20 protein-coding genes are annotated in these 23,169 nt (G+C 37.9%); 5 read left to right on the forward strand and 15 right to left on the reverse strand.

The window, feature by feature from the left end:
- Positions 1 to 33: 33 nt before the first annotated feature.
- From LEP1GSC049_RS215065 to asd, 12 genes are all read right to left on the reverse strand, one after another.
- Positions 34 to 510 (reverse strand): hypothetical protein, encoded by a 477-nt coding sequence (locus LEP1GSC049_RS215065; RefSeq protein WP_004752146.1) that lies wholly within the window; start codon positions 508 to 510, stop codon positions 34 to 36.
- Positions 511 to 513: 3 nt separating this feature from the next.
- Entirely contained in the window at positions 514 to 1,428 is a 915-nt protein-coding gene (locus tag LEP1GSC049_RS215060) for a MinD/ParA family protein (protein ID WP_000371638.1), read from the reverse strand.
- Positions 1,429 to 1,455: 27 nt separating this feature from the next.
- On the reverse strand, positions 1,456 to 2,736 hold the full coding sequence (gene flhF / locus LEP1GSC049_RS215055; RefSeq protein WP_004751794.1) for a flagellar biosynthesis GTPase FlhF: 1,281 nt from the start codon (positions 2,734 to 2,736) through the stop codon (positions 1,456 to 1,458).
- Between the two features lie 52 nt (positions 2,737 to 2,788).
- Complete coding sequence (gene flhA, locus LEP1GSC049_RS215050; RefSeq protein ID WP_004752545.1) at positions 2,789 to 4,906, reverse strand: flagellar biosynthesis protein FlhA; 2,118 nt, start codon at positions 4,904 to 4,906, stop codon at positions 2,789 to 2,791.
- A gap of 9 nt (positions 4,907 to 4,915) precedes the next feature.
- Positions 4,916 to 7,108: an EscU/YscU/HrcU family type III secretion system export apparatus switch protein gene (locus LEP1GSC049_RS215045; RefSeq protein WP_016560771.1), complete on the reverse strand. Its 2,193-nt coding sequence runs from the start codon at positions 7,106 to 7,108 to the stop codon at positions 4,916 to 4,918.
- Positions 7,105 to 7,884: a flagellar biosynthetic protein FliR gene (gene fliR, locus LEP1GSC049_RS215040; protein ID WP_004752158.1), complete on the reverse strand. Its 780-nt coding sequence runs from the start codon at positions 7,882 to 7,884 to the stop codon at positions 7,105 to 7,107. The genes LEP1GSC049_RS215045 and fliR overlap by 4 nt, the downstream gene beginning before the upstream one ends.
- A 6-nt stretch (positions 7,885 to 7,890) precedes the next feature.
- A complete protein-coding gene (gene fliQ, locus LEP1GSC049_RS215035; RefSeq protein ID WP_000137385.1) occupies positions 7,891 to 8,154 on the reverse strand; it encodes a flagellar biosynthesis protein FliQ in 264 nt (87 codons plus the stop codon).
- Positions 8,151 to 8,954, reverse strand: coding sequence for a flagellar type III secretion system pore protein FliP (gene fliP, locus LEP1GSC049_RS215030; RefSeq protein ID WP_016560803.1), 804 nt, complete (start codon positions 8,952 to 8,954; stop codon positions 8,151 to 8,153). Before fliP ends, fliQ begins: the two co-directional genes overlap by 4 nt.
- A gap of 32 nt (positions 8,955 to 8,986) precedes the next feature.
- Positions 8,987 to 9,820, reverse strand: a complete 834-nt coding sequence (fliO, locus tag LEP1GSC049_RS215025; protein ID WP_016560822.1) for a flagellar biosynthetic protein FliO — start codon at positions 9,818 to 9,820, stop codon at positions 8,987 to 8,989.
- Positions 9,817 to 10,881, reverse strand: coding sequence for a flagellar motor switch protein FliN (gene fliN, locus LEP1GSC049_RS215020; protein WP_004752432.1), 1,065 nt, complete (start codon positions 10,879 to 10,881; stop codon positions 9,817 to 9,819). The genes fliO and fliN overlap by 4 nt, the downstream gene beginning before the upstream one ends.
- 518 nt (positions 10,882 to 11,399) lie before the next feature.
- The gene (locus LEP1GSC049_RS215015) at positions 11,400 to 11,726 is read right to left on the reverse strand and encodes a DUF971 domain-containing protein (RefSeq protein WP_004752643.1); all 327 of its coding nucleotides are present in this window, start codon (positions 11,724 to 11,726) and stop codon (positions 11,400 to 11,402) included.
- 302 nt (positions 11,727 to 12,028) lie between these two features.
- The gene (asd, locus tag LEP1GSC049_RS215010) at positions 12,029 to 14,254 is read right to left on the reverse strand and encodes an archaetidylserine decarboxylase (protein WP_004759110.1); all 2,226 of its coding nucleotides are present in this window, start codon (positions 14,252 to 14,254) and stop codon (positions 12,029 to 12,031) included.
- Positions 14,255 to 14,304: 50 nt separating this feature from the next.
- Here asd and LEP1GSC049_RS215005 point away from each other — a divergent pair, with 50 nt between their 5' ends.
- Complete coding sequence (locus tag LEP1GSC049_RS215005; protein ID WP_004759014.1) at positions 14,305 to 15,171, forward strand: LIC_11366 family protein; 867 nt, start codon at positions 14,305 to 14,307, stop codon at positions 15,169 to 15,171.
- Between the two features lie 113 nt (positions 15,172 to 15,284).
- Here the strand turns inward: LEP1GSC049_RS215005 and LEP1GSC049_RS215000 are convergent, their stop codons facing one another.
- Positions 15,285 to 16,481: a sterol desaturase family protein gene (locus LEP1GSC049_RS215000; protein ID WP_004751914.1), complete on the reverse strand. Its 1,197-nt coding sequence runs from the start codon at positions 16,479 to 16,481 to the stop codon at positions 15,285 to 15,287.
- 6 nt (positions 16,482 to 16,487) lie between these two features.
- The gene (locus tag LEP1GSC049_RS214995; RefSeq protein ID WP_004751997.1) at positions 16,488 to 17,273 is read right to left on the reverse strand and encodes an SDR family NAD(P)-dependent oxidoreductase; all 786 of its coding nucleotides are present in this window, start codon (positions 17,271 to 17,273) and stop codon (positions 16,488 to 16,490) included.
- Positions 17,274 to 17,460: 187 nt separating this feature from the next.
- Here LEP1GSC049_RS214995 and LEP1GSC049_RS214990 point away from each other — a divergent pair, with 187 nt between their 5' ends.
- Together LEP1GSC049_RS214990 and LEP1GSC049_RS214985 are read left to right on the forward strand one after the other, a co-directional pair.
- Positions 17,461 to 18,117: a glutathione S-transferase family protein gene (locus LEP1GSC049_RS214990; protein ID WP_004752312.1), complete on the forward strand. Its 657-nt coding sequence runs from the start codon at positions 17,461 to 17,463 to the stop codon at positions 18,115 to 18,117.
- Between the two features lie 73 nt (positions 18,118 to 18,190).
- A complete protein-coding gene (locus LEP1GSC049_RS214985; RefSeq protein WP_004752400.1) occupies positions 18,191 to 18,427 on the forward strand; it encodes a hypothetical protein in 237 nt (78 codons plus the stop codon).
- 7 nt (positions 18,428 to 18,434) lie between these two features.
- Here the strand turns inward: LEP1GSC049_RS214985 and LEP1GSC049_RS214980 are convergent, their stop codons facing one another.
- A complete protein-coding gene (locus LEP1GSC049_RS214980) occupies positions 18,435 to 20,390 on the reverse strand; it encodes a M3 family metallopeptidase (RefSeq protein ID WP_004771486.1) in 1,956 nt (651 codons plus the stop codon).
- A 517-nt stretch (positions 20,391 to 20,907) separates the two neighbouring features.
- On the opposite strand from LEP1GSC049_RS214980, the gene lsa23 reads away from it, so the two are divergent.
- Positions 20,908 to 21,519 carry a surface adhesion protein Lsa23 gene (gene lsa23, locus LEP1GSC049_RS214975; protein ID WP_004752226.1) on the forward strand — a complete coding sequence of 204 codons (612 nt, stop codon included), beginning with the start codon at positions 20,908 to 20,910 and terminating at the stop codon, positions 21,517 to 21,519.
- Between the two features lie 352 nt (positions 21,520 to 21,871).
- Positions 21,872 to 23,050: a MaoC family dehydratase gene (locus tag LEP1GSC049_RS214970; RefSeq protein WP_004751338.1), complete on the forward strand. Its 1,179-nt coding sequence runs from the start codon at positions 21,872 to 21,874 to the stop codon at positions 23,048 to 23,050.
- Positions 23,051 to 23,169 lie beyond the last annotated feature (119 nt).

The raw sequence follows: 23,169 nt of genomic DNA on the forward strand, positions 1-23,169 counted from the left end.
TTTTTGTCTCATTCGATTTCTAAGATCAAACGATTATTTTTCGCCCATATCGTCTCGAGCCAACATAGTACGAATCGCCTCTGCCATGAGTTTAGGCTCGTTTTTGATCGCTATATTTTCGACCATAATGTGATCTCCAAAGTTTCCATCCTTCTGACGTTTCGGAGCAGAAGAAGCAAAAACTTCAGAACTGTTGGAAGATCCATCCGCAAAGTCAGTATCACTTGCGTTACTCGTATAATCTCGTCCTTTGACTACATTCTCCGAATCGGTAGTCTGAGTGGGAGGAATGTATTCTCCTCCTATATGAGAAAGAAAATCTAAAAACTCTGGAACTTTTGTTTCTAAAATCGCGTGTATTCCAAATCCTAAAACCGCGAACGCGATCATGGAAAGAAAGGTTACAAGAAGGATATGACCAAAAGAATTTCCGATTAGAAATCCGCAGAGTGCGCTTATGACAAAAGCGACAATTACAAAAACCCCGATAAATAAAATCTGAAGATTCAAGGACTATTCTTCTTCGTCATTCTTGTCGAATTCTTTGTCTCGGACGTCCATAAAGTTAAAAAACTTTTTGAAAAAACCTCCGATCCCTGAATCTTCCAAAGGTTCTATATCCTGATTTAAAAGTGAATACGTTATACGATTTAAACAAGCGGCCGCCTTACTTTTAGGTGAATTGATGATATACGGTTTTTGTTCCCGAATACTTTTTTCCACCTCTTCATCCTGAAAGATGAATCCCAGATTTTCCACCTTCACTTCTAAAAATTGTCCGCTAATATCGATGACTCTATCCGCTACTTTTTTACCTTCGATTGCGCTTCGAACCCGATTGACCACCATTTTGAGATTTTTATCCCTACTTTGAGATACAATCGCTTTGATGAGTCCATAAGAATCAGTGATTGCGGTCGGTTCCGGTGTTGTAATTACAATCACGTCGTCCGCGGGCAGTGTCAGTCCGATTACGTTAGAACTGATTCCCGCACCGGTATCGATGATCATAATATCATAATTATCTAATTCGGAAAATCCCTTGATCAGAGAATTTCTTTGAGTGTCGTTTAAGTTTGCAAGTTGGGAATATCCGGAAGCACCCGCGATAATATCCACTCCTTCCGGAGTTTGAATGACTATGTCCTTCAGGCTTTTATGGCCTTTGACTACGTGATAAAGATTGTATTTAGGAATGATTCCTAAAATTACATTTACATTAGCAAGTCCTAAATCCCCATCGAATACGAGTACTTTTTGTCCCGCCCTTGCCATAGAAATAGCCAGGTTTACGGAGATGGTACTTTTGCCCACTCCCCCTTTCCCGGATGCGATCGCTACGATCTTAGTCGTCGGTTTTCTGGATGACAGAACTTTAAGACTCGTGTTTCCCTCGGTAAGTTTCCGTAAATGAGCCGCCTGATCCATTCTTTACCTCTTCGAAAGCCGATCAAATCAGTCACCTGCAACGGTGAAAACCTCTCCTCTCAGCTCAGCAATTTTCTCCGGAGTTACCACACATTCAGCCATAAGATTTTTTTCGGCAGAAAGTATGTCAAAAGGAACTTCCTGACCTACGCTGTAGTATGTGAAACTCTTAGAGTATGTATCGGCCAGTTCGAGAAAACCACCTAAAAAATCCGCCTCATCTAGTTTTGTGAGGAGAATTCTTCGGTAATTTAAAGACTCATAGGCTTTCAATACAGTGCTCGTATGATGGTAGGAAGAAGTGGACGAAAGGACAAGTAGATTTTCCACAGAATCTTTTTCTCCAAAACAAGAAAGCAGACTATTCATCCTTTCTAGTTGTTCTAAATTTCTATGACTATATCCCGCGGTATCGATTAGAATGAGTTCTGAACCATCTCGGGCCAGGGTTTCCTTGAATTTTTTTATGTCTTTAACCGGATAAAACGGCATTCCCATCGTGTCTGCATAACGTTTAAGTTGTTCGATGGCGGCAATTCTATAATTGTCCGTAGTATAAAGAGAAACCGATTTACTTCTATGTAAAAAATATTTTGCGGCAAGTTTTGCCACACTTGTAGTTTTACCGGAGCCGGTAGGCCCTACAAAAAAGATCACTTTTCTTTGATTTTTTCCGGTTCCCCGAAAAAGATCCGGGTCCACACTCACCCTTTCTTTTAAAATTTCAATCGTCCTTTCTAAAACGGCGTGATTGCGTCCTTGATCTAATGGCGAAAGTCTTTCTTCTACTTTAGAAATAATTTCTTCCACATAGGACTGACTCATTCCTTCCCGAACTAATTTTTCTCCCAATCGGATCAAAGGGGAATCCTTTCGAACGATAGAAGTTTCTCTTCTCGAAAAAGAATTTTTATCTAAAAGTTCCTTTTCGAAAGAAAGTCCCACTCTGTCCGGCTCAGTAATGATTTCTTCGATTTCCTCTTCGACTGCAATTTCTTTTTCTTCTAAAGTTTTAGAAAGAGGTTTTAAAGTTTGTAGAGTTTTTCTTCTTTCCGGAGAAGTATAAGATTTTTGCTTTAAAAGATCCTTTAAGTCTTGAAGTTTACGTTCTATCTTTTCTCGAGACGCCTGTTTTTCCGGAATTCCGATCTGTATTTCGATCATTTTTTTTGCAAGAAGTCCGGTGCCCATCACACCACCTTCGGTTACGACCGTTTGAGAAATTACGGTAGCCTCTGAACCGTATTTCATTTTCATTTCCATTAAACAGTCTTGATAACTTTTGCCTCGAATTTTAGCAAATTCCATATTCAACTCCTCTAATCATTCCACTTTATAAAGTTCGAATATTCTAAGTATTTCATGTTTCTTCCGAAACTCCAGCCGCCTGTGCCTGCGGAAGTTTGAGTTCGGCCTCTATCACAGAATCTACGGAAGAATGAATTTCCTCGTAGGCAAGAACTCCGAAATTGCGAGGGGGAAATTCCTTTGCAAGCATATACGAAAAAGGTAAACGTACTTCTCGATTTACTACAAAAATAGGAAACTTTCCTTCGGTCCTGAAATTTCTATAAAGTTCGGCGACACTATCAATCAACCTTCTATAAAAATCTGGCGCAAGGGACAGGACGTCTCTGTTTTCGATTCTGTCCTGAGTAATGGATTTATTGAGTCGATCTAAAATCCTACTTTCGAGAGTGATCACTCTTAACTTTCCGTCCATGGACAGATAATCCCGAACTACGGTTCTTGAAATAGACTGACGTACAAGCTCTGTGAGTATGTACGGATTTTGATATTTAGACAAATTGTTCGCGATCGATTCTAAAATAGGAACTAGGTTTCTAATTCCAAGTCCTTCTCTTAAAAGATTTTGTAATACTTGTTGAATGATCCCTAAGTTACCCGGTTTATCCGCGTCCAATTCTCCGATCAGAGTTGGATAACTTGTTTTGTAATGATCCAGAAGTTTTTTGACTTCTTCCCTTCCTAGTAAAGTGGACGCGTGTGTCGCAAGTAGTTCTTTCAAGTGTGTAACTACTACCGTGGACGCGTCTACTACGGTGTAACCTTTCGCTTCCGCGTCGGATTTGTCTTCGGCAGAAATCCATTTTGCCCTTTGACCAAAAGAAGGTTCTAAAAAATCCTCTCCGGAAATAGACTCCGCGGTTCCGGGGCTAGTATTGAGAGCCATCAATTTGTCCGGTTTTACAGTGGAAGTCCCCACTTCGGTTCCGTTAATTTTGATCGAATATGTATCCGGATTTAAATCAAGATTATCTAATATTCTCACGGGAGGAATGACCACGCCGTTATCCTGCGCAAACTTCTTTCTAAGATTACTGATCTGATCTAAAAGTGCTCCACCTTGAGAAACATCGACTAACGGTATAAGATGATAACCGACTTCGATTTCGATCGGATCGGTTCTTAGTTCTTCATAAAAATCTTTCGGTTTACGATCTTGACCGGATTCTTTTTCTTTTTTCTCAATCGACTCGAGCTGTTCTTTGACGGTTTGTTCCAGTGAATATCCTAAATAGGCGATTCCAGCAGAAAGCAGAACCAAAGGAATAAATGGAAGTCCCGGAATAAATGCGGCAAATCCTAAACTTCCAGCAACCACATATAGAACCTTTGAATTACTAAATAACTGACTTTTAAACTGAGTCGCCAGATCAGACTCAGACCCGGAACGAGTTACAATGATACCTGTCGCCACAGTCGTTAAAAGCGCTGGAATCTGAGATACGAGGCCGTCTCCTATGGTGAACTTTCCGTAAGTTTCGATGGCTTGTGTAAAAGATTCTCCCCGAATTGAAGATCCAATAATTACTCCACCTAACAGATTGATGGCGGTGATAATCAGCCCGGCTCGAACGTCTCCCTGTACAAACTTACTCGCTCCATCCATCGATCCGTAAAAATCCACTTCGGCTTCGATTCTTTTTCTTCTTTTTTTGGCTTCTTCTTCGTTGATGTTTCCGGAAGAAAGTTCCATATCGATCGCCATTTGTTTTCCAGGTAAGGCGTCCAAAGTAAAACGAGCCGCAACTTCCGAGATTCTAGTCGCTCCTTTAGTGATCACTAAAATCTGAACGAGTACTAAAATGATGAATATGATAAAACCTACCACATACTTAGAAAGCCCGGACTCACTCCCTATAATAAACGATCCAAAAGCGTCGATTACATGACTGTTCATCGCGGGTCCTTTGGAAAGTATCTGTCTCGTCGTAGATACGTTCAACGCAAGTCTGTATAAAGTAGTAATCAAAAGTAAGCTTGGAAAGATAGAAAAATCTGCAGGTTCGTTAACAGAAAGAGAAGTCAAAAGAACTAAAAGTCCGATCGCCAAACTGACAATAATCAAAATATCTAATATAAATCCGGGAAGAGGAATGACGAGCATCGCCACTACTGCCACAGCTCCAATTCCCAAAATTACATCCGACTGGTTCCACCACTTCTTTTCCATAACTTCCTCTTACACGGCTCTCCGGAAGGATTCCAAACGAGAGAGAATGGTCGCAATCGCGCGATAGAATTGTTGAGGAACTTCCGCGCCTAGTTCCACTTCCTCATAAAGCCCTCTTGCTTGAAGACGATCTTCCACGGTGGGCACTCCGTTTTCTCTTGCAATTCGAATGATCAGCAGAGCAAAATCATCCACTCCTTTTGCAATCACAATCGGAGCCTTATGGATTCCAGGTTTGTATTCTAAAGCCACAGCAAAATGGGTAGGATTTGTAATCACCACGTCCGCTTCTGGAACTTTGGCTAACATCTTCCTTTTATTCATCATGTCTCGAGCGAGTTGTCTTCTCCTTGCTTGGAGAGATCTGTCCCCGTCGGATTCCTTGGCCTCTCTTTTTGCTTCGGATGGAGTCATCTTTAAAGATTCTTCATATTCGTATCTTTGATATAAATAATCCACGATACTGATCGCGAGTAGTATGATCCCAACAATTAAAAATATCTTAAAAGAACTGTTCATTACAAGCGCGACCGCTTGCTCCAGTCCCATTTCTCCCGAAAGAAGAATCGGAAAAAAATCCTTACTGATAACAATATAAGAAACCCAAGCGATCAGTCCTACTTTTGCAAGAGACTTTCCTAGGTTAAAAAGTGTCTGACGTGTAGGTAATACTTTCTTAAAGTTAGGTCTGATCCTACTGAAGTTAAAACTTAATGCACGAGGTGTAAATATAAAACCTACCTGTGCTACGTTTCCGATGATTGCACCCACTAACGTGATCCCAAGCAAGGGCCAAAGAAGAGTAAATAAATCCGTGGAAGCATTTTTTAAAAGTTCTGTCACGGACTCGGAACTTATATCGGTTTTAAGACCTACTCCGTGAATGTATTTGCGTAAAATGTAATATGTTCTCATGAAAAAATATTCTCCCATAAGATACACTAAAATGACTCCAGCAAGCAACACTACCGCCGCAGGAAGTTCAGGAGACTTAGGGACGTTTCCTTTTTCTCTTTCTTCCCTTCTTCTTCTTTCCGACCCGGGTTCTGTTCTACCCTCGTCTTCAGCGGCAAATAACTGCAGATCTATTTTGAAATCAGCGGTCGATGAACATATATTAGGCGGGAAAATATTAAATCGGCAGATACGTTGAACGATCTTAATCGTTGAATTTATAAAACCAAACTGCAAAAAGTAACAAAACGAATTAGAATTAAAAAACTCGATTAATTTGGAATCAATTGGTTCCGTATAATCTTGAACCATTTTTACAATTTTTTTATAGAATAAAAAAGTTCCGACCAAAAGGATCCCTGAAAATTTCTCTTTAAAAGAAAGTTCTTTTATGTTAGAAGAAAATCCCTTGATTCTTCTCAGCATCCATCGAACGACCCATAGAGAGTGAGATACTGATTTTTGTCCACATCGATTAAAATAATAAAGGGAACCGAAAGTAAATGATGTAGGATGTATTGCAAAATCTTCTTGTTTATTTTGTAAGGAAACAACATTTAGATTAGAAAAGCGATCACTATTCGATTCTAGTTCTACTACGTTCTGTAAATTGTGGGAACTCTTACAAAGTTTGTAATCCGATAAATTTGTGGGAACTCTTACAAAGTTTGTAATCTTGTAAAATTGTGGGAACTCACACAAAGTTTGTAATCCGATAAATTTGTGGGAACTCTTACAAAGTTTGTAATCCGATAAATTTGTAAGAACTCTTACAAAGTTTGTAATCTTGTAAAATTGTGGGAACTCACACAAGGTTTGTAGTCTTATGAAATTTGTGGGAACTCTCACAAAGTTTGTAATCTTGTAAAATTGTGGGAACTCACACAAGGTTTGTAGTCTTATGAAATTTGTGGGAACTCTCACAAAGTTTGTAATCTTGTAAAATTGTGGGAACTCACACAAAGTTTGTAATCCGATAAAGTTGTAGGAACTCTTACATTTTGTACTAAAATTAGAAAATATAGCATACTGTTTCCCAAAGATAAAAAACTCTACAAAACGTTTCCAAAAAAGACTAAAACGATAAGATACGTCTAACACCGATTTTACGAAAGAATTCTTACCCGATTTACAAATCCAAGAAACCAGAAAAAAACACTTATAGAAAACTCTTACAAAAAATATCTCAGGGTTTTGTATTAAAACAGCCGTCAATTTTTTCGTTCTCAACCAAATTATCTCTTTCATTTCGGCCACTCCTGCAACATTAGATTTACCTTATCAAAGGATAAATCAAAAGCCGCTCCCATCTGGGAGACCAAATAAGGGGTGATAAAAATCATCACGATCAGACCAATCGTAACTTTGATCGGAAACGATAATTGCAAAATGTTAAGTTGTGGAGCCGCCTTACCCATCAAAGCTTCGGAAACGGTCACGAGTAGTATAATTCCCAAAACTGGAAGAGATAACCGAAATGCTACAAAAAACATTGCTCCCACCGCGTCTTCCATAGCCTTATAAATTCCGTTTTGAATCTCCGGAACAAATCGTAAAACCTGAATCTTTTCAAAAGAATAAGCAAGACTTTCGAACATGATTCGATAAGCGCCTAACGTTAAAAAAAGCAACATCCCCAATAAATTTTTTAAAGTACTGATCACGGGCAAACTGGTTTGAGTAACTGGATCTAAAATCTCCGCATAACCAAAACCCAATTGAACGTTAAAAAATTCACCCGCCATCTGAAAGGCCGCAAAAATCAAACTGATCAAAAAACCCAAAAGAATTCCGATCAGAGCTTCAGCGATTATCACAAGTCCATAACTCCCCATATCTCCCGGAACCGGAGGTAAAAAACCTGCGATCACCGGAAATAAAATCACCGAAACTAAAAAGGAAAAAATCATCTTTTGAGGAACACTGATAGAAGGATACGAAAAGACAGGCGCAACAGACAATAATCCCATCAACCTCGAAAGGATCAGTAAAAAAACCTGAAAATGATTGATAAAGTATTCCATAATATACTAAAATTTCTCGATCATCAAAAAAAGGTTTCTGGTATAATCGGTCATCGTCTGGATCATCCAGGAAGAAAAAATTACGATCACGATAAAAATCGCTAAAAGTTTAGGAACAAACGCGATTGTAGGTTCTTGAATTGAAGTAGTAGTCTGCAATATCCCTACGATCAAACCCACTACCAAAGCCGTAAAAAGTATAGGAGATGATATTTTTAGGGTAATATATAAGGAATCTCTAATTAAAGTCATAACGTCTAATTCCGTCATTTATAACTCCTTACGAGTTCATAGACGATTAAGTTCCAACCATCTACAAGAACGAATAAAATCAGTTTAAACGGAAGGCTGACCATCACCGGAGGCAACATCATAAGACCCATAGAAAGAAGCGCCGAAGCCACTACTAAATCGATTACGATAAACGGAATAAAAATGACTATACCGATCCAAAACGCTTTTTTGATTTCGCTTAACATAAAGGCTGGAATCAAAACGTAGGAAGGAACGTCGTCGAAAGATTCTACTTTTTCTACCTTTCCAATTTTTAAAAAAAGAGCCACGTCTTTTGCGCCGGAAGTTCCAATCTGACGCATCATAAATTCACGAATAGGAACGATTCCTTTTTCAAAAAAGGCGTTCGTATCGATCTTACCTTCTAGATACGGGCCGAGTGCCTTTTCATTGACAGTGTTCAACGTAGGCGCCATGATAAAAAAAGTCATAAAAAGAGCGAGCCCCATCATTACCTGGTTAGGCGGAAGATTCTGAATCGATAAAGCCCTTCTTACAAAATCTAAAACGATCACGATTTTAGTAAACGATGTCAAAGACATCACGATCGCCGGGGCCAAGGAAAGAATCGTAACTAAAAATAAAACCATGAGAGAAAGACTAGTCTCTCTCGGACTCTTGGCCTCGTTTACATTGATATTTAAATTCGGAATCGGAATTCTAGTTCCTGCAGATTGAGCTTCTAGGGTAAAAAAAACGGAACCCAAAGATAAACTCGCTAGAAACAATAAAACCCAGGTTATGTTCTTGATAAACTTTTTATGTCTCATTTTCATCTAAGAAACGAATTCTCTCATGATAACTAAGGTCATTTCAAATCGAAAAGCCCGCCTTCGAGCGAGCTTGTTTTTTCTTTGAGTTCTTCTAATTTTTTTCGGGCCTGTTTTCGTTTTTCTTCCCGATTGGCACCTCTGTCCGGAGGTCCCTCTGTATTTCCAGAAATCCTAGAATTTAAATCCTTAATCTGTTCCAGCACAGTAACTAAAAAACCACCTTCTGGAGGTTGAAAATTTTCTTTCTTTTGTAAAATCCTATGTTTTACTTCCGGATCCAAAATTTCTGTAATCAAATTGATCCCATTGTCGGCAACTCCGAGAACGTATAGTCTTTGCGAAATTTCCACAATCTGAAGTTGTTTATTGGGTCCAAGGATCAGACTCGAAAGAACGCTCATTTCACCTCGAACCGGAAGCCTACCTTCCCGATTCTTAGATACGTATTTTAGAATATAATAAAGTGCTGCACAAAGTAGCCCCAGTATAAAAACCACCCTGAGAAGAGTTCCCGCAATTCCTGGACCTTCATCTTTAGGACGATACCTTTCTTCTACCGGATTGGATTCCTGTTGTGTTTCAGAAGAATTTGATTGAGAAGTTCCGTTCTGAGTTGATTTAATTTCGGTAGAAGAATTAGCGGTAGGGGCATCCGCTTTTTTTCCCTCGGAATTCGTTTCTGAATTTCTCTTTGGAGAAAAATCCCCTAATTCTTTTTTAAGAGCCTCGTCCATCAGCTCTCTTTCAGATTGAGCCGATAAAGAAATAACAGTAAAATTGAATATAATCAAAATGGAAAGAACGGAAAAAATGGAAAGAATGGAAATCGTTTTCTTTCCGTTACTTTGGGAAGTTTCCAAAAATTTCACTTCCCCTCCGGTTTGATCCGATCGATAGGGCTTACTATATCCGTTACACGCACTCCGAAATTTTCGTCGATGACCACTACCTCACCTTTTGCGATCAATTTGCCGTTTACTAAAAGATCCACTGGCTCGCCAGCGAGTTTATCCAATTCTATGATAGAACCTTCCCCTAAACCTAAAATGTCTTTGATATACATCTTAGTTCTTCCCAGTTCCACGGTAACGCTCATCTGAACGTCCATTAATAGATTCAAATTAGGAGTATTGGAAGCACCACTCGCAGTTCCTAAATTGGGGAACGCGACAGACTTGACGGACATAGAACCCGGAGCCATTCCCATTCCGCCCATACCCCCCATCCCCATTCCACTCATATCACCGCCCGCACTTCCGGAACGACGATAAAGATTCAAAAGATCCGAAGCAGTGGAAAGTGAGAGTAAAAATTGAACTCTAAAAGAAGGTATATTTTCAATCGTAAGATTAAAGAAGACTCGAATCAGAGTTTCCCCGTCCGGCAAAACCAAAGCCGCAGGAGAAGTTACATTTCTAGTTTCGGAAGGAGATCCATTCACTCCTCCTCCCGTTTTTGTACTGATCTGTGAGATCAAAGCCCCCATTACAGGAGTCAGAGAATCTCGGAGTGTTTGCATCTGAGCTTCGTCCAATTCTCCAGAATCGAAACCGCCCATCATTGAATTGGAAATTTTTACCGCATTCTCTGCGGACATTGCTAAAACGACTCTTCCATTCACACTTCCAGAAAGTGTAGAATATAAAAGAAAAGATCCGGATTTTAATTCGGACTCTATATCTTTTCGGGTTTTAGTTTCTACATTCGGATTTAAAAATGCAGAGGAACGAGAAAGAACGGCACCTAACGTGTTTCCTGCAACTTGAAAACAAGAAGCTAAAAGATCCGATAAAATATCCCGATCTACGGGGGATATTCCCGGAACTTCTTTTTGTGTAGCCGCAGGCGCCACAGTTCCCGGATCAAACGAATCGCTTGCTCCGGCGAGTAATGCGTCTATTTCTTCCTGTGATAAGGAACCTTCACCCATTTTTGGGATTTCTCCGGGAGTTTTAGTTAATGAGACATAAGAAAAGAGTTTTTGTCACCTCTTTTTTTCTTTCCAGTCTGTTTTCACCCAATTTTTAGGTGAAAACAACCTTTTTTTGGAAATAGAGAGAATACAAATTTGTGCAGTAGTTCCTACATTTTTTGTAAAAATGCAGACTTCATGGGAATACGATCGTGTTCAAGCCAACGGAAAGAATCTCTTGACTTTAAAAGAAAAAAATAATTTTGCAAAGAATAACTTAAATTCAAATAATTACGACTTCACCACAAACATCAAACATCAAACATCAAACATCAAACATCAAACATCAAACATCAAACATCAAACATCAAACATCAAGACTGATTCATAAATTCAATAGAATTTAATTTTATAATATTAAAATATAAGCAACCTTTTTTAATTTACCAGAATTACAGACAAAAATTTGATTTGAAAAATAGTATCTTTAAATTTTATAGAAAGTTTACCAAATGTCTCTTCAAAGCCGTAACTTTTTAGCTTAATTCCCCTCCTAAACCGTCCGCAAACATTCTCAAAGAATCGTAAGAATAAATCCCAGTTTGATGGTTGTCGCTCCAGATCAGATTGATTGCGTATCTTCCAACTTTATTGACCGAATAGAGCCGAATCGACTGAATTGCCCCGGTAGTAGTTCCGATCTTCCCTCCGTGTCCACCTTTACAAACCACACAAGGACAACGTTTTCTAAGATCTAACAAATCGAAAATAGAAATGACCCCATCCTTCCACGTAATTTTTAGATGATTTTCATCAAAGTCAATTTGATCGGGTGTAGTTGCTTTTAAACTGAGCTGAGTCATATTTTATTTATTCCGTTTTCTTAAAGGTAATTTCAAAATTATAGTTCGCATTTTTCAACGATTCCAGACCATATTTTCTGAAAATAAAATTTGAACTTCTAATACATTCATCTACACTAATTCTATTACTGATCTCTATAAAATTGAGTACCGTTAATTTTATCACAAAACATTAGTTACATACAAAACATTAGGTACTTTATTATATAGTTATGAGTAGTAGAAGTAATTTCAAAAATGATTCTGATTCCATACAACGATCTTTCAAAAACAAATAGATAATCTCTGAAATCATTTTTTAATTATTTAGGAAGTTTACACCTTTTCTTTTTAAATTTTCCGATCGTAGTTCCATAAGTAATTTTTTCATTCACCGTTAGAGAGCCAAATTGAAAAGTGTCCTTCTCCATCAGTAGAATTACAGTGGAACCCATCTCAAATCTACCTAATTCCGCTCCCTTACCAATCATGATCGAAACTTCCTTATACTCTACCGTCCTTGCGGTTCGGATAAGAGTATTTGTTACGATCTTATTGTCATAAGTCACTCGAATCCGCCCAACGTTCGAGGCACCCACTTTTATAACCGCAACCTTTCCGTATTCCGTTTGAAGATAAGTAATCAATCTTTCATTTTTTGGAAAAAGACCTCGAATACCGAAAACGGCAAGTTCGTTCACAGGAAACAACTTTCCGGGTTCATAATAATACCCTAATATTTTTCCATACGCCGGAGAATGTATTCTATGATAGTCCTGAGGAGATAGATAAAAAGTGATGTATTTTCCGTTCGTAAAATCCTCTAAATATTTTGACCCACCTAAAAGTTCTTTTAAATTATAGTCCACTCCTTTGGCTTGGATGATGATTCTTTGATTGATGTCTCCGTATCCAGTAATTTTTGCGTCTACCGGAGATACCATCTCGTCATCTGAGGAATCGATGATTCTAGCTTCAGCTTTTAAAGCTCTTGTAAAGAATTCGTTGAGAGAATTATATTCCTGAATCTCCAATTCGGCTTCGTCCACGTTGATCTTATATGCTCTTGCAAAAGCTTTTAAAATCGGAATCAAAATAAAACGGGGAAGTCTGGAAGAAGCAAGTAATCCGAACAAACGAGAAAGTAAATTTTTAGGAACGACAGACAATATTAGAAGATAAAAATCTTTTAATACTTCGTATCTCGCCCCGCTCTCCGTCAAAAAACGTTTCAACTCGGTTCTTGCAATCTTCTCGAGTAAAACCAAAGAAATCAAAACAGGTACCGCGGTTATAATCGAAAGAGAATAACCCAATCCAAAAGCTTCGAAAAGAATCTGTTCCCCGTTTTTCTCATAAAGATACGCGACCGCAAGAATCGTAAATAGAAAAAGCATCCTAAAAAAGTTCGCGAACTTTTCTCCAAACACATAAAGAGCTTTTTGTTCTCCCGTATAAAACCAACCAGTAATCGAAACCACTCCAAACAATAAAAAGGAAACGAAAAAAGCCGCGTTCATAGGATTTGTATTCCCTTGAAACAAAGCGTTTAAAAATACGAGTTGCTCCTCCATTTTAAAAGCACCGTAAGAAGAAAGTGCATAAACCACTAAAGTGGATATGATAAAACCTTCAAAAAAAGTGGCGAGCATACTTACTAATCCCTGTTTGGCGGGATAATCCGTTCTTACAACTCCTGACAAACCTGCGCTTTTACCGATGCCGGTTTCTGTAGAAACAAAAAAAATCCCAGAGGCCATACCGTAAACTCTCGCAAGTACAAAACCTCCTCCTGTAATCGCCGCCGCAGGTTGAAACGCTTCTTTAAAAGATAACCAAATAAATTCCTTAAAGTTCATTAGAGAACCTTTGAATAAAAAGAAATATCCCAAAAAAAACAAAAGGATTCCGATAGGAGCCAGATACGCAGAAACTTTTCCCACTCTTCTTACGCCACCTAACACAATGAATACGAGAATCACGGATAATAAAAAAGGAACCGTCATTCCATTGATTTCGAAAACCCGATTGGCGATATGGGTCACATATAACATAGGAACCACACCACCCATTACGAGTACAGTAAGAAGTCCTACGGCTGCAAAACCTACCGCAAGCCATCTCGCTTTGAGAGCGCTTTCTATAAAATACATAGGACCGGAAAGATACCTTCCAGAAGCGGTTTTAGTTCTAAAACGTATCGCGAGCGTAGAAGAAACAAATCGAAGTGGCATAATAAAAAACGAAGAAATCCATATCCAAAATAAAACTCCAGGACCTGCAATCATCAAAGCCAAAGCAGAACCGATCACTGCACCGGGAAGAAGAGAAGAAGCGGTTCCGGAAAAAAAAGCCTGAGAATGGACCAATCTCCCCCTGGAACCTTTATAATCCATATTGCCCGAAAAAATTTTTATCGCTAGAAATAAGAATCTAAGCTGTGGAAACCGAAGACGAATCGTCAAGAAGACTCCGATAAAACTTAAAAAATAGAAAAAGAATTTGAGCAAATCCCAATCCAAAAATTGAAAAAAATGAAATTGCAACATGACCTGAAAATCCGCTTTTTATAGAAGTCCTTGCTATAAATCCTGTAATTATGAGGGCTACCAGCAAAATTTTCGGGATCTTATTGAGTGTTTTATTTTTTTTACTTTGCCCTTACCCCATTTTAAAGGCGCAGTCTTCTAAAATAAAAGCTCATTCTGTCAAACCCGCATTAGAAATCCCAAATCCAGAAGAAGAAAACTGGGAACTCGGATTCAGGGCCGGTATTGGATACAAGGGAGAAGATAGATTGAATTCTTTCTTAAGAGGTTTCACAAACACATACGATCCCGGAATCGCCTCTAAAACGGAACTGGATCCGCCCAAACAAACCACTCAAGTAGAACTTTTCATGCGTAAAAAAATCGCTTCCGAAAGCCAAATTGGACTCATCGGAGGTTATAGAGAATGGCAAAGGTTCGGCTTAAAACAATTTTCTTCAGAGCCTTTTTATACGGATTTAAAATTTAAAATTTCCAACCCTTATGCTCTTCTTATGTATTGGCACGAATGGAATTACAAACGTTGGGTTTTTCAAGGTGGATTAGGAGCTGGGATGTCTCAAGTGTATTGGGACTCAGAAGGTTACGCGACTTCCGGGAAAGAAACTTTTCGTCAAGAAGGTTCACTCAGCGGGACCGGTATAGAATTCCGTTTGGAAGGTGCGGTCAGCAGAAGAATTACAGAATCTGCAAGTATTCAATTAGGAATCGCATTTTCCTGGATCAACATTCCCTCCTTATCCGGAACCTTTAACGGAGAATCTGCGAGTTTTTATCTGAGAGAAAACGGAAGTATTACCCCTCTTACCGAATCGGACAATCAAACCTCAATGCTCGTCACCAATCAGTTTTCCCGTAAATTGGAATTTCAAGTTTTGACCACCACTCTCTTTTTTGGAATCGCTCAGAAATTTTAAATATTATTTTTTGAATATAATACTTCTATAAATATGGTGCTGCTATAGAAACCACCGTTGTATGATTTACAATTTTTTCCGAGTCTCGTTTGAGTATTTTAAAAATAGATTCTTTAGACAAAAAATAAAATCCAGTAAAGTATCATTCCTCCTAAAAAAAGTAGGACGATACGAAACTTTTCGATTATATATCCATCCAAAACCAATCCAGTAAATCTAAATCCGTAAAAGAAAAATACGATCGCAGGAAAAATTTTCCATAGTTCAAAAATTCCAGATTTAAAATATTTTAATAATAATAGAGAAAAAACGGTCAAAACCAAAAATTCCAAAAGACCTAAAACAATTCTTTGTTTGGATACGATCGGATCATATTTTATATATCTACTTCGATCCACTTCTTCAGCATGAACCGATGACCCTAAACTTTCAGGCCTCCATCCGGGAGGTTTTAAGAATAGTAGAATTTTTTCTTTCCAACTACTTGTTTTTTGTACCAATGAAAAAATCTCTTCGTAAATATGAACGTTTGTGTAGATCGGATCAAACGTAGTCACAGGTTTTGTAAGTCCATAAATCGGTTCCTCTTCTTCTCTTGCAAAGGAACCGAAAATTCGATCCCAAAATACTAAAATCCCTCCGTGATTCTTATCTATATATTTTGGATCTCTTCCGTGATGCACACGATGATGCGAAGGTGTAATTAGAATTTCTTCTAAAAATCCTAACTTTCCGATCAACCTAGTATGTACCCAAAACTGATAGATTTTTAAAATCCCATGAACCAATAAAAACGCCTGCCAAGGAACTCCACAAAACGCGATCGAAAGATTGAACATATATTCGAAAATTCTTTGAAAACTAGACTGCCTTAGGGCGACAGAAAGATTAAATTCTTCGCTAGAATGATGAGTAACGTGACAGGCCCAGAGAAAATTGATTTCATGTGTAGCCCTATGAAACCAGTAATATACAAAATCCACAGCCAAAAAAACAAAGATCCATCCGGCTAAACTCTTAAAATCGAAACGCCAACCTACAGAATCCGGCCAGATAGGGATTCCAAGTGGAATTTCAGAAAACCCGAATAAAGTCTGCAAAGAACAGAATATTCTAAATTTCTCATATACCCAGAGAGAAAAGACAGTTACACAAATCCCAGTCAGAGAAAACAAAATTCCAGTGCTTAGATCCGCTACCGTATCATTCCATCGATAGACTTTTTTTCTAACGATCTTAGAATACAAAACCTCGAGTACGATCAAAATCAGAAAAAATGGCACCGCTAGATCTAGAACGGATCCTTGCATTTTGTTTTAACCGTTTTGATTGAAAAATTTTGTAATCTTACGTGTGATGAATCTAGGGGTAACTCTTACGCTCTGAGCTAATATTTTATTCAAAGCTCCGGCGATTACAACTGATTTCCCTTTTTTTAAAGCGTCGTATCCTATTTCCGCCACTTCTTTTGCGTCCATAATCGGTGCCATCGGATTGTCCAAAAGTTTTGACTTTGTGATCTCCGCCCTTTCAAAAAATTCGGTCTTGGTAGGCCCTGGGCAAAGAGCGGTTACAGTCACTCCGTCTTTTTTTACGTCTTCATAAACCGCTTCCGTAAAAGACAACACATAAGCCTTAGTAGCGTAATAATTCGCCATATTCGGTCCCGGTTGAAACCCTGCGATGGAAGCCACGTTCAAAATTTTTCCATTCTTACGTTCTACCATACCTTGTAAAAAAAGATGAGTCAACTCCACTAAAGAAGCCACGTTTACCTGAATCATCTGAAGTTCTTCTTTGAGATCCATTCGATCGAATTTTCCATTTGTTCCAAAGCCTGCATTGTTTACTAAAACTTCCACAACCGCTTTTGTTTTTTTTGCAAAGTCAAAGATCTTCTTAGGAGACTTAGGATCTGCCAGATCCAAAGAAAGAATGTCCACCTTTACTTTGTTTGACGATTCAATTTCTTTTTTTACCTTTTTTAAGGTTTTTTCGTTTCTAGCGACTAAAATCAAATCGTAACCGTCCGCTGCGATCAATTTACTCAGCTCGTAGCCGATCCCCACCGTGCCACCCGTAATGATTGCCGTTTTTGTCATTTTTAATTTCCTTTGGAGTCGAAATTAATTCTATAAAAAAAGAGCGAAAGACTTTTTTTGCAGAGCCAATCGAACATTACGTTTTCATTTTAAATGAAGTCGCCTAAATCCAATTTTTTGAACAAATCATAAAATCGTTTCGAAAAATGATTTCCCAAAGGACCTAAGATTTGTATTTTTCTTTTTTATGATCAAACTTCACGGCGCAAGTATCAGTAATTACGTTAATAAAGTAAAACTAGGCGTTTTAGAAAAAGGTTTAGAATACGAACAAGTCAGAATCGCCCCTTCTCAAGAAGAGGAATTTTTGAAAATCAGTCCTATGGGAAAAATTCCGGTTCTGGAAATGGATGGAAAATTTATATTTGAGTCGGGAGCTATTTTAGAATTTTTAGATACGATTTTTCCACAAACTCCTAAATTGATTCCGGAAGATCCCTGGAAAGCGGCAAGGGTTAGGGAAATCTCTACGATAATAGAAACCTATTTGGATATACCCGCCCGAAGAATCTATCTACCTACAGCCAAAGTATCTCCGGAAATAGTAGAAGAAGTGCATCCGATTTTAGTAAAAGGAATCAAGGCTCTTCAAAGAGTGGTTCGATTTTCACCTTATATAGCGGGAGAAGTTTTTACGATGGCGGATTGTTCCGGTTTTGCCCACCTATCCGTGTTAGACGAAGAACTACGCCCCTTTTATCCGGACAATCATCCCTTAGATTTGTTAAATGGTTGGAAAGAATACTTTGAATTTATGAAAACTAAAAAAGGTCCCGCACTCGTAGAAAAAGATAAACAAACTCTTAAAAAAATTTTAGCAAGAGTCAAAACAAAAATCGAATAACAGCGGAAATTCTTAGGCTAATTTAAAATTGATTTGACTCTCTAAATCAGTAAAATAGCCTACTGTGGTCTTTATGGAACCTGAAAAAGTAATTTCCATTCCGATCCGGGAACTGCCTCATCTCAAAGTTCTTTTGGCAGGTTGGTATAATTTTCTAAAAGAAAGCTACGATCAAAAAACGATCGACCAAAGCGAATTCAAAGATGCTCTTAAAAGTAATGTTGTCTATAACATAGATCAGGATCAGGTAGAAGTACTTTTAGCGGGAAAAGAATCTTTACTTCAAAGTTTTAGAAAAAGTCTTTCCTAATCTATGTTTAAGCAGCTTCTTTAAGTCCGTATAATTTCAGAAGAGATTCTATTTTTGGTTCTCTTCCTAAAAATCTTTTAAAAAGAACCATCGCGTTTTCACTTCCCCCTTTTTCTAAAATTTCTCTAAAGTATACTTCGCTAAGTTTAGAATCAAAAATACCTCTTTCCACAAAAGCGAAAAATGCATCGGCACTCATAACTTCCGCCCACTTATAGCTATAGTATCCCGCGGCATAACCTCCCGAAAAAATATGGGAGAATCCATTTTGAAAACGATTGTATTCCGGAGGAATCACAACCGAGACCTCTTTACGAATATCATTCAGAATGGAATGCACCTCTTCTTCCGTATGACTTTTTAAGTGAATGAAAATATCAAAAAGTGAAAACTCTAACTGCCTTACGATTCCCATTGCGGAAAGAAAGTTTTTAGTCTCTTTGAGTTTTACGATCATCGAATCTGGAATCGTTTCTCCTGTTTTATAATGTTTTCCGAATATCTTTAGAACATCCGCTTCGGTCGCAAAATTTTCCAAAAACTGGGAAGGAAATTCCACTGCATCCCACTCTACTCCATTGATACCACTTACAGGAGGTTCTTCTATTTTTGTACAAAGATGATGTAAAGCGTGCCCCATTTCGTGAAAAAAAGTTACCACGTCACTATGTTTCAAAAGAGATGGGGAATCTTTTGTGGAAACAGGAAAATTACAGACCACAAACGCGGTAGGAAGAACTTCACGTCCCTTCATTCTATTTCTGGAATGCCAGTTGTGCATCCAAGCCCCACCTTGTTTATCCTTACGGGCTTCCAAGTCCAAATATAAACGGGAAATAAGTTTTTTCTCTTTGTATAGATCATACACTTGAACCTTGTCTTCCCAGACTTTAGCGGAAGTTTTGCGAAATTCAATTCCAAAAAGCATATTCAAAAATTGGAATGTTCCAGAAATTACACTGTCTTTTTCAAAATACGGACGGGTTTCTTCTTCGTCAAAATCGAACTTGGATTTTATCATTTTTTCGCTTACAAACGCAGTATCATAAGCCTGGATAGAATCGATTCCCAAAGTTTTTGCAAAATCAGAAAGATCTTTAAATTCTTTTTCCGCAACCGGTTTAACTTGTTTGGCAAGATCTCTTAAAAATTTCAAAACCGCAGGAACGGAATTGGCCACTTTGGTGGCTAAAGAAAGTTCCGCGTAACTGAAATAGTCTAAAAATTTTGCGAGTTCGTTTCTTAAAGAAAGTATTTCCGAAATCAGTTTTCCGTTTTGAGGAGCGCGAGTAGTATAAGCCTTATATAATGATTCTCGAATATTCCGATTCGGACCGTGAGTCATATAGGCGGTATAACTAGGTGCCTGAAGAGTAAAACGATATTTACCGTCCTCTGTTTTAGAGGCGTTTAAATCGGATTCTGGAATACCTTCTACGTCTTCTTGACGATCCAAAATCAGTTCAAATGTGTTTGTCGCGTCTAAAAGATTTTGAGAAAACTGATTATTTAAATCGGAAAGTCGAATTTGAATTTCCTGGATTCTTTTTTTAATCTTCGGTTTTAAACCGATACCACTCAATCGAAATTGTAGGATGGAGTCTTGAAGACTTTTTTTTCGGGGAATACTCAGAGTATTTTCTTCGTTCTTTAGAATTTCCTGATATACAGAATTTAATTCTTCGTTTTGTCCTAAGTCGGAATAAAAAGCGGTAATCTCCGGAAGTATTTCCGTATAATAAGCCTGGATCTCCTTAGAATTTTTTACACTATTTAAATGGGCAAGAACGGTAAACTCTACCTGCATTTCTTGCACGAGATCGTCTAAAGGACGAATAACGTTTTCATAAGTCCTTTCTTTTTGAGAAAGTAAAACCGGAATTTCTTCTCGAATCTTTTTGATTTTTTCTAAAATTTCGTTCTTAGTGAATATGGCTTTATCTGATTCGAATTCTGGAAACATACTTCCAGTTTCTTTCCTACGTTCGAAACTTCATCCATTTTTTTGGCTTATACAAAAATAGAATCGTGACTGAGTCCTCATTTAAAAAATCTAAACATTTTTGAAAATTTTTATCTGGGGCTTGCCGTCCGAAAAACGGACGGCCGCGCTGCTACGGGCTCGCGAATCTCGCTCGGTCTTCGTCTACGACGAAGACTTCCCCTACACATCGCTAAGCCATATGTGTTCTAAGATTTATATGAGTTCTTAAGGATCCTTTTGTAAAATGTGTTAGTTCCCACGTTTTTTAAAACTTGCCTCAAAACTTCCATAAAATCTCTATCCAATTGAGTACCTATAAATTTTGTGATAAATGTAGATTCATGTGAGTTCGGTATCATCCAATGCGAAATCGATTGAATGTTGAATTCAATCTCAATGTTTTAAAAAATAAAATTGAATTCTTTTTTACAATCTACCTATAAGATTTCGTTTCAAGTTTGACTACAGACTATTAAGTTGTAAAACACGAAAACCTATGTCTGTCTCTTCTATTTTTTTTTATGGATTTTTGATTTTTTTGTTAGGTGGATGTTCTCCTATCAAAGAAGAACTTCCTTACTTTTCCTCTCATTTAGAATGTTCTAAAGAAGACATTCCTCTTTTTATTCAACCCGCCCAAGACGTTGAAACTGGAAACCGTTTAGAAGTGATTTATTGTAGTAAGATGGAAACTCTTTTAGTAAAAAAAATTGAACTGAGTCTTGTTTTTCAAGACGAAAGACATCCATCGATTTGGAAAGATAAAATCTATCGAATTTATAGAGGTTTTAAATACGGAAGACATAAGGATATTGAAACACTTCTTCTCGAATTTTCAAAAAAGGGAGAACTACTCAATATCCATCTCAAAAACGTTTATTCAGGAGAACAAAGATTTACAGCAGATCCAGTACGTCATTTTGATTCCGTTTTAAAATCAGAACAAATTATGAAAGATGAAGGGAAACCAGTTTTATTTATCAATACTTGGAATCATATGCTCTCGGAAATGAATATGAATCCGGAACTTTCCGAAAAAAAATTAAATTCTATAGAACTCCGAACCGGAAGCAGAGAAAAATTAGACTCCTTCTATTTAGAAAAATAAGATTGGCTTTTCCAAATTCCTTCGACTGAACTAAATTTAATAAATGCCTTAGTCAAATCCTGGCCGCTCATCTTTTCTATACAAAGAACATATCTAGAACGCGATCCGTAGAGAGCGTTCTGCTGAGTTTCAAACGCGATCCTGCAGAGCGACCCTTAGGGAGCGATGCATTGAGTTTCAAGAAAGCGTTGTGCTTTAGTTATTCTGATTCTAAAACCCTATTCAATTTGTGGGGTTGGTTATGGTAGAGAGCGTTCTGCTTTAGTCCATTCAATTACTCGATAATAAAAAACTTTTCCGTGTGATTATAGACAAAATACTGGGAAAATCGAAAATACCAAGAGGCCTATATATGACCCAAGTTCCAAACAAACCTTTTGCAGAGTTGGCTCCAAACACCGCAGTTTCTAAAGATCAAGTAAAACGGAATATTTACGGAAGATATTTAGAAGAATTTACAGAAGGAGAAATTTTCGAACACCCCAGAGAAATCACAATCGATAGAGCCTTTGCTCAGGAATTTGCTACAACGTTTATGGATGCAAACCCTCTTTTTTTATCTGCACCTTATGCAAAAGCACACGGATTTCAAGATATGTTGGTTTCTTCCCTTCAGGTTTTTAATATCGCCCTTTCTCTTGGAGTACAAAACGATTCCGAAAAGGCGCTCGCAAACTTAGGATACTACAACGTTCAATTTCTAAAACCGGTCTATCCTAGTGATACACTTTCCGCAAAAACTAAAATTCTCAAAGTAGACGATAAAGGTTCAGACAAACCTGGAATTGTAAGCGTTCGTACTATCTGCTTGAATCAAAACAAAGAACTGGTTTTACAATATGAAAGAAAAATTATGATCTATCGTTCTAATGGAAAACCAAAAGGAAATCCAAAGCCTGTAATCAAAAACGCTTTTTTTCCCGAAACGGATTCTCCAGTTATCGAACTTCCATCTCTTAAATTTCCGGTAGAATTTAAAGCCTCTACTGGGTCAGATACTTATTTCGAAAATTTTCAACCAGGTCAAATCTATATCCACCAAAACGGAAGAACCATCACAGACGAACATTTTCCTTGGACTTATAGAGTTGGAAACACTCACCCACTTCATTATGATAAACTGTATTCCGCAGGAATTTCCGGGCCGATGGGAGGAGAACCTGTGGTCTACGGCGGACTCGTCTTTGCATGGTTATGCGGAATGGCTTCCAGGGATATTACAGAAAACATGATCTGGGATTTAGGTTTCACTGAGGGTTATCATACACAACCTTCTTTTAGCGGAGATACAGTCACTGCGATCACTCGGGTTCTTTCTGTGGAAGATCGTGGAACCGACTTCGGAATTCCTGCGGGAGCGGTTCACCTTCAAATCATAGGTCTGAAAAACATCAAAGCAAATGACGCTTTCGAAAAGTTCGGTGAAGATCTATTTTTAAAAGAAAACGATAAGAAAAAACACGGAAAAGAAAAACTAGCAGAGAAAATTTTTGAAATCGAAAGAAAAATTCTAGTCAAGAAAAAAGGTTAATTCTTTTAAAATCAAAAGGTAAACTTTCTAGAATTTGAAATATCGATCCAATATAAGAGCGTTGACAAAGTAAATTTGAACTTACAGTCAACAGCTCTTTTTTCTAATTTGACGTTAAG

The sequence above is a fragment of the Leptospira kirschneri serovar Cynopteri str. 3522 CT genome, from assembly GCF_000243695.2.
GTDB classification, from domain to species: domain Bacteria; phylum Spirochaetota; class Leptospiria; order Leptospirales; family Leptospiraceae; genus Leptospira; species Leptospira kirschneri.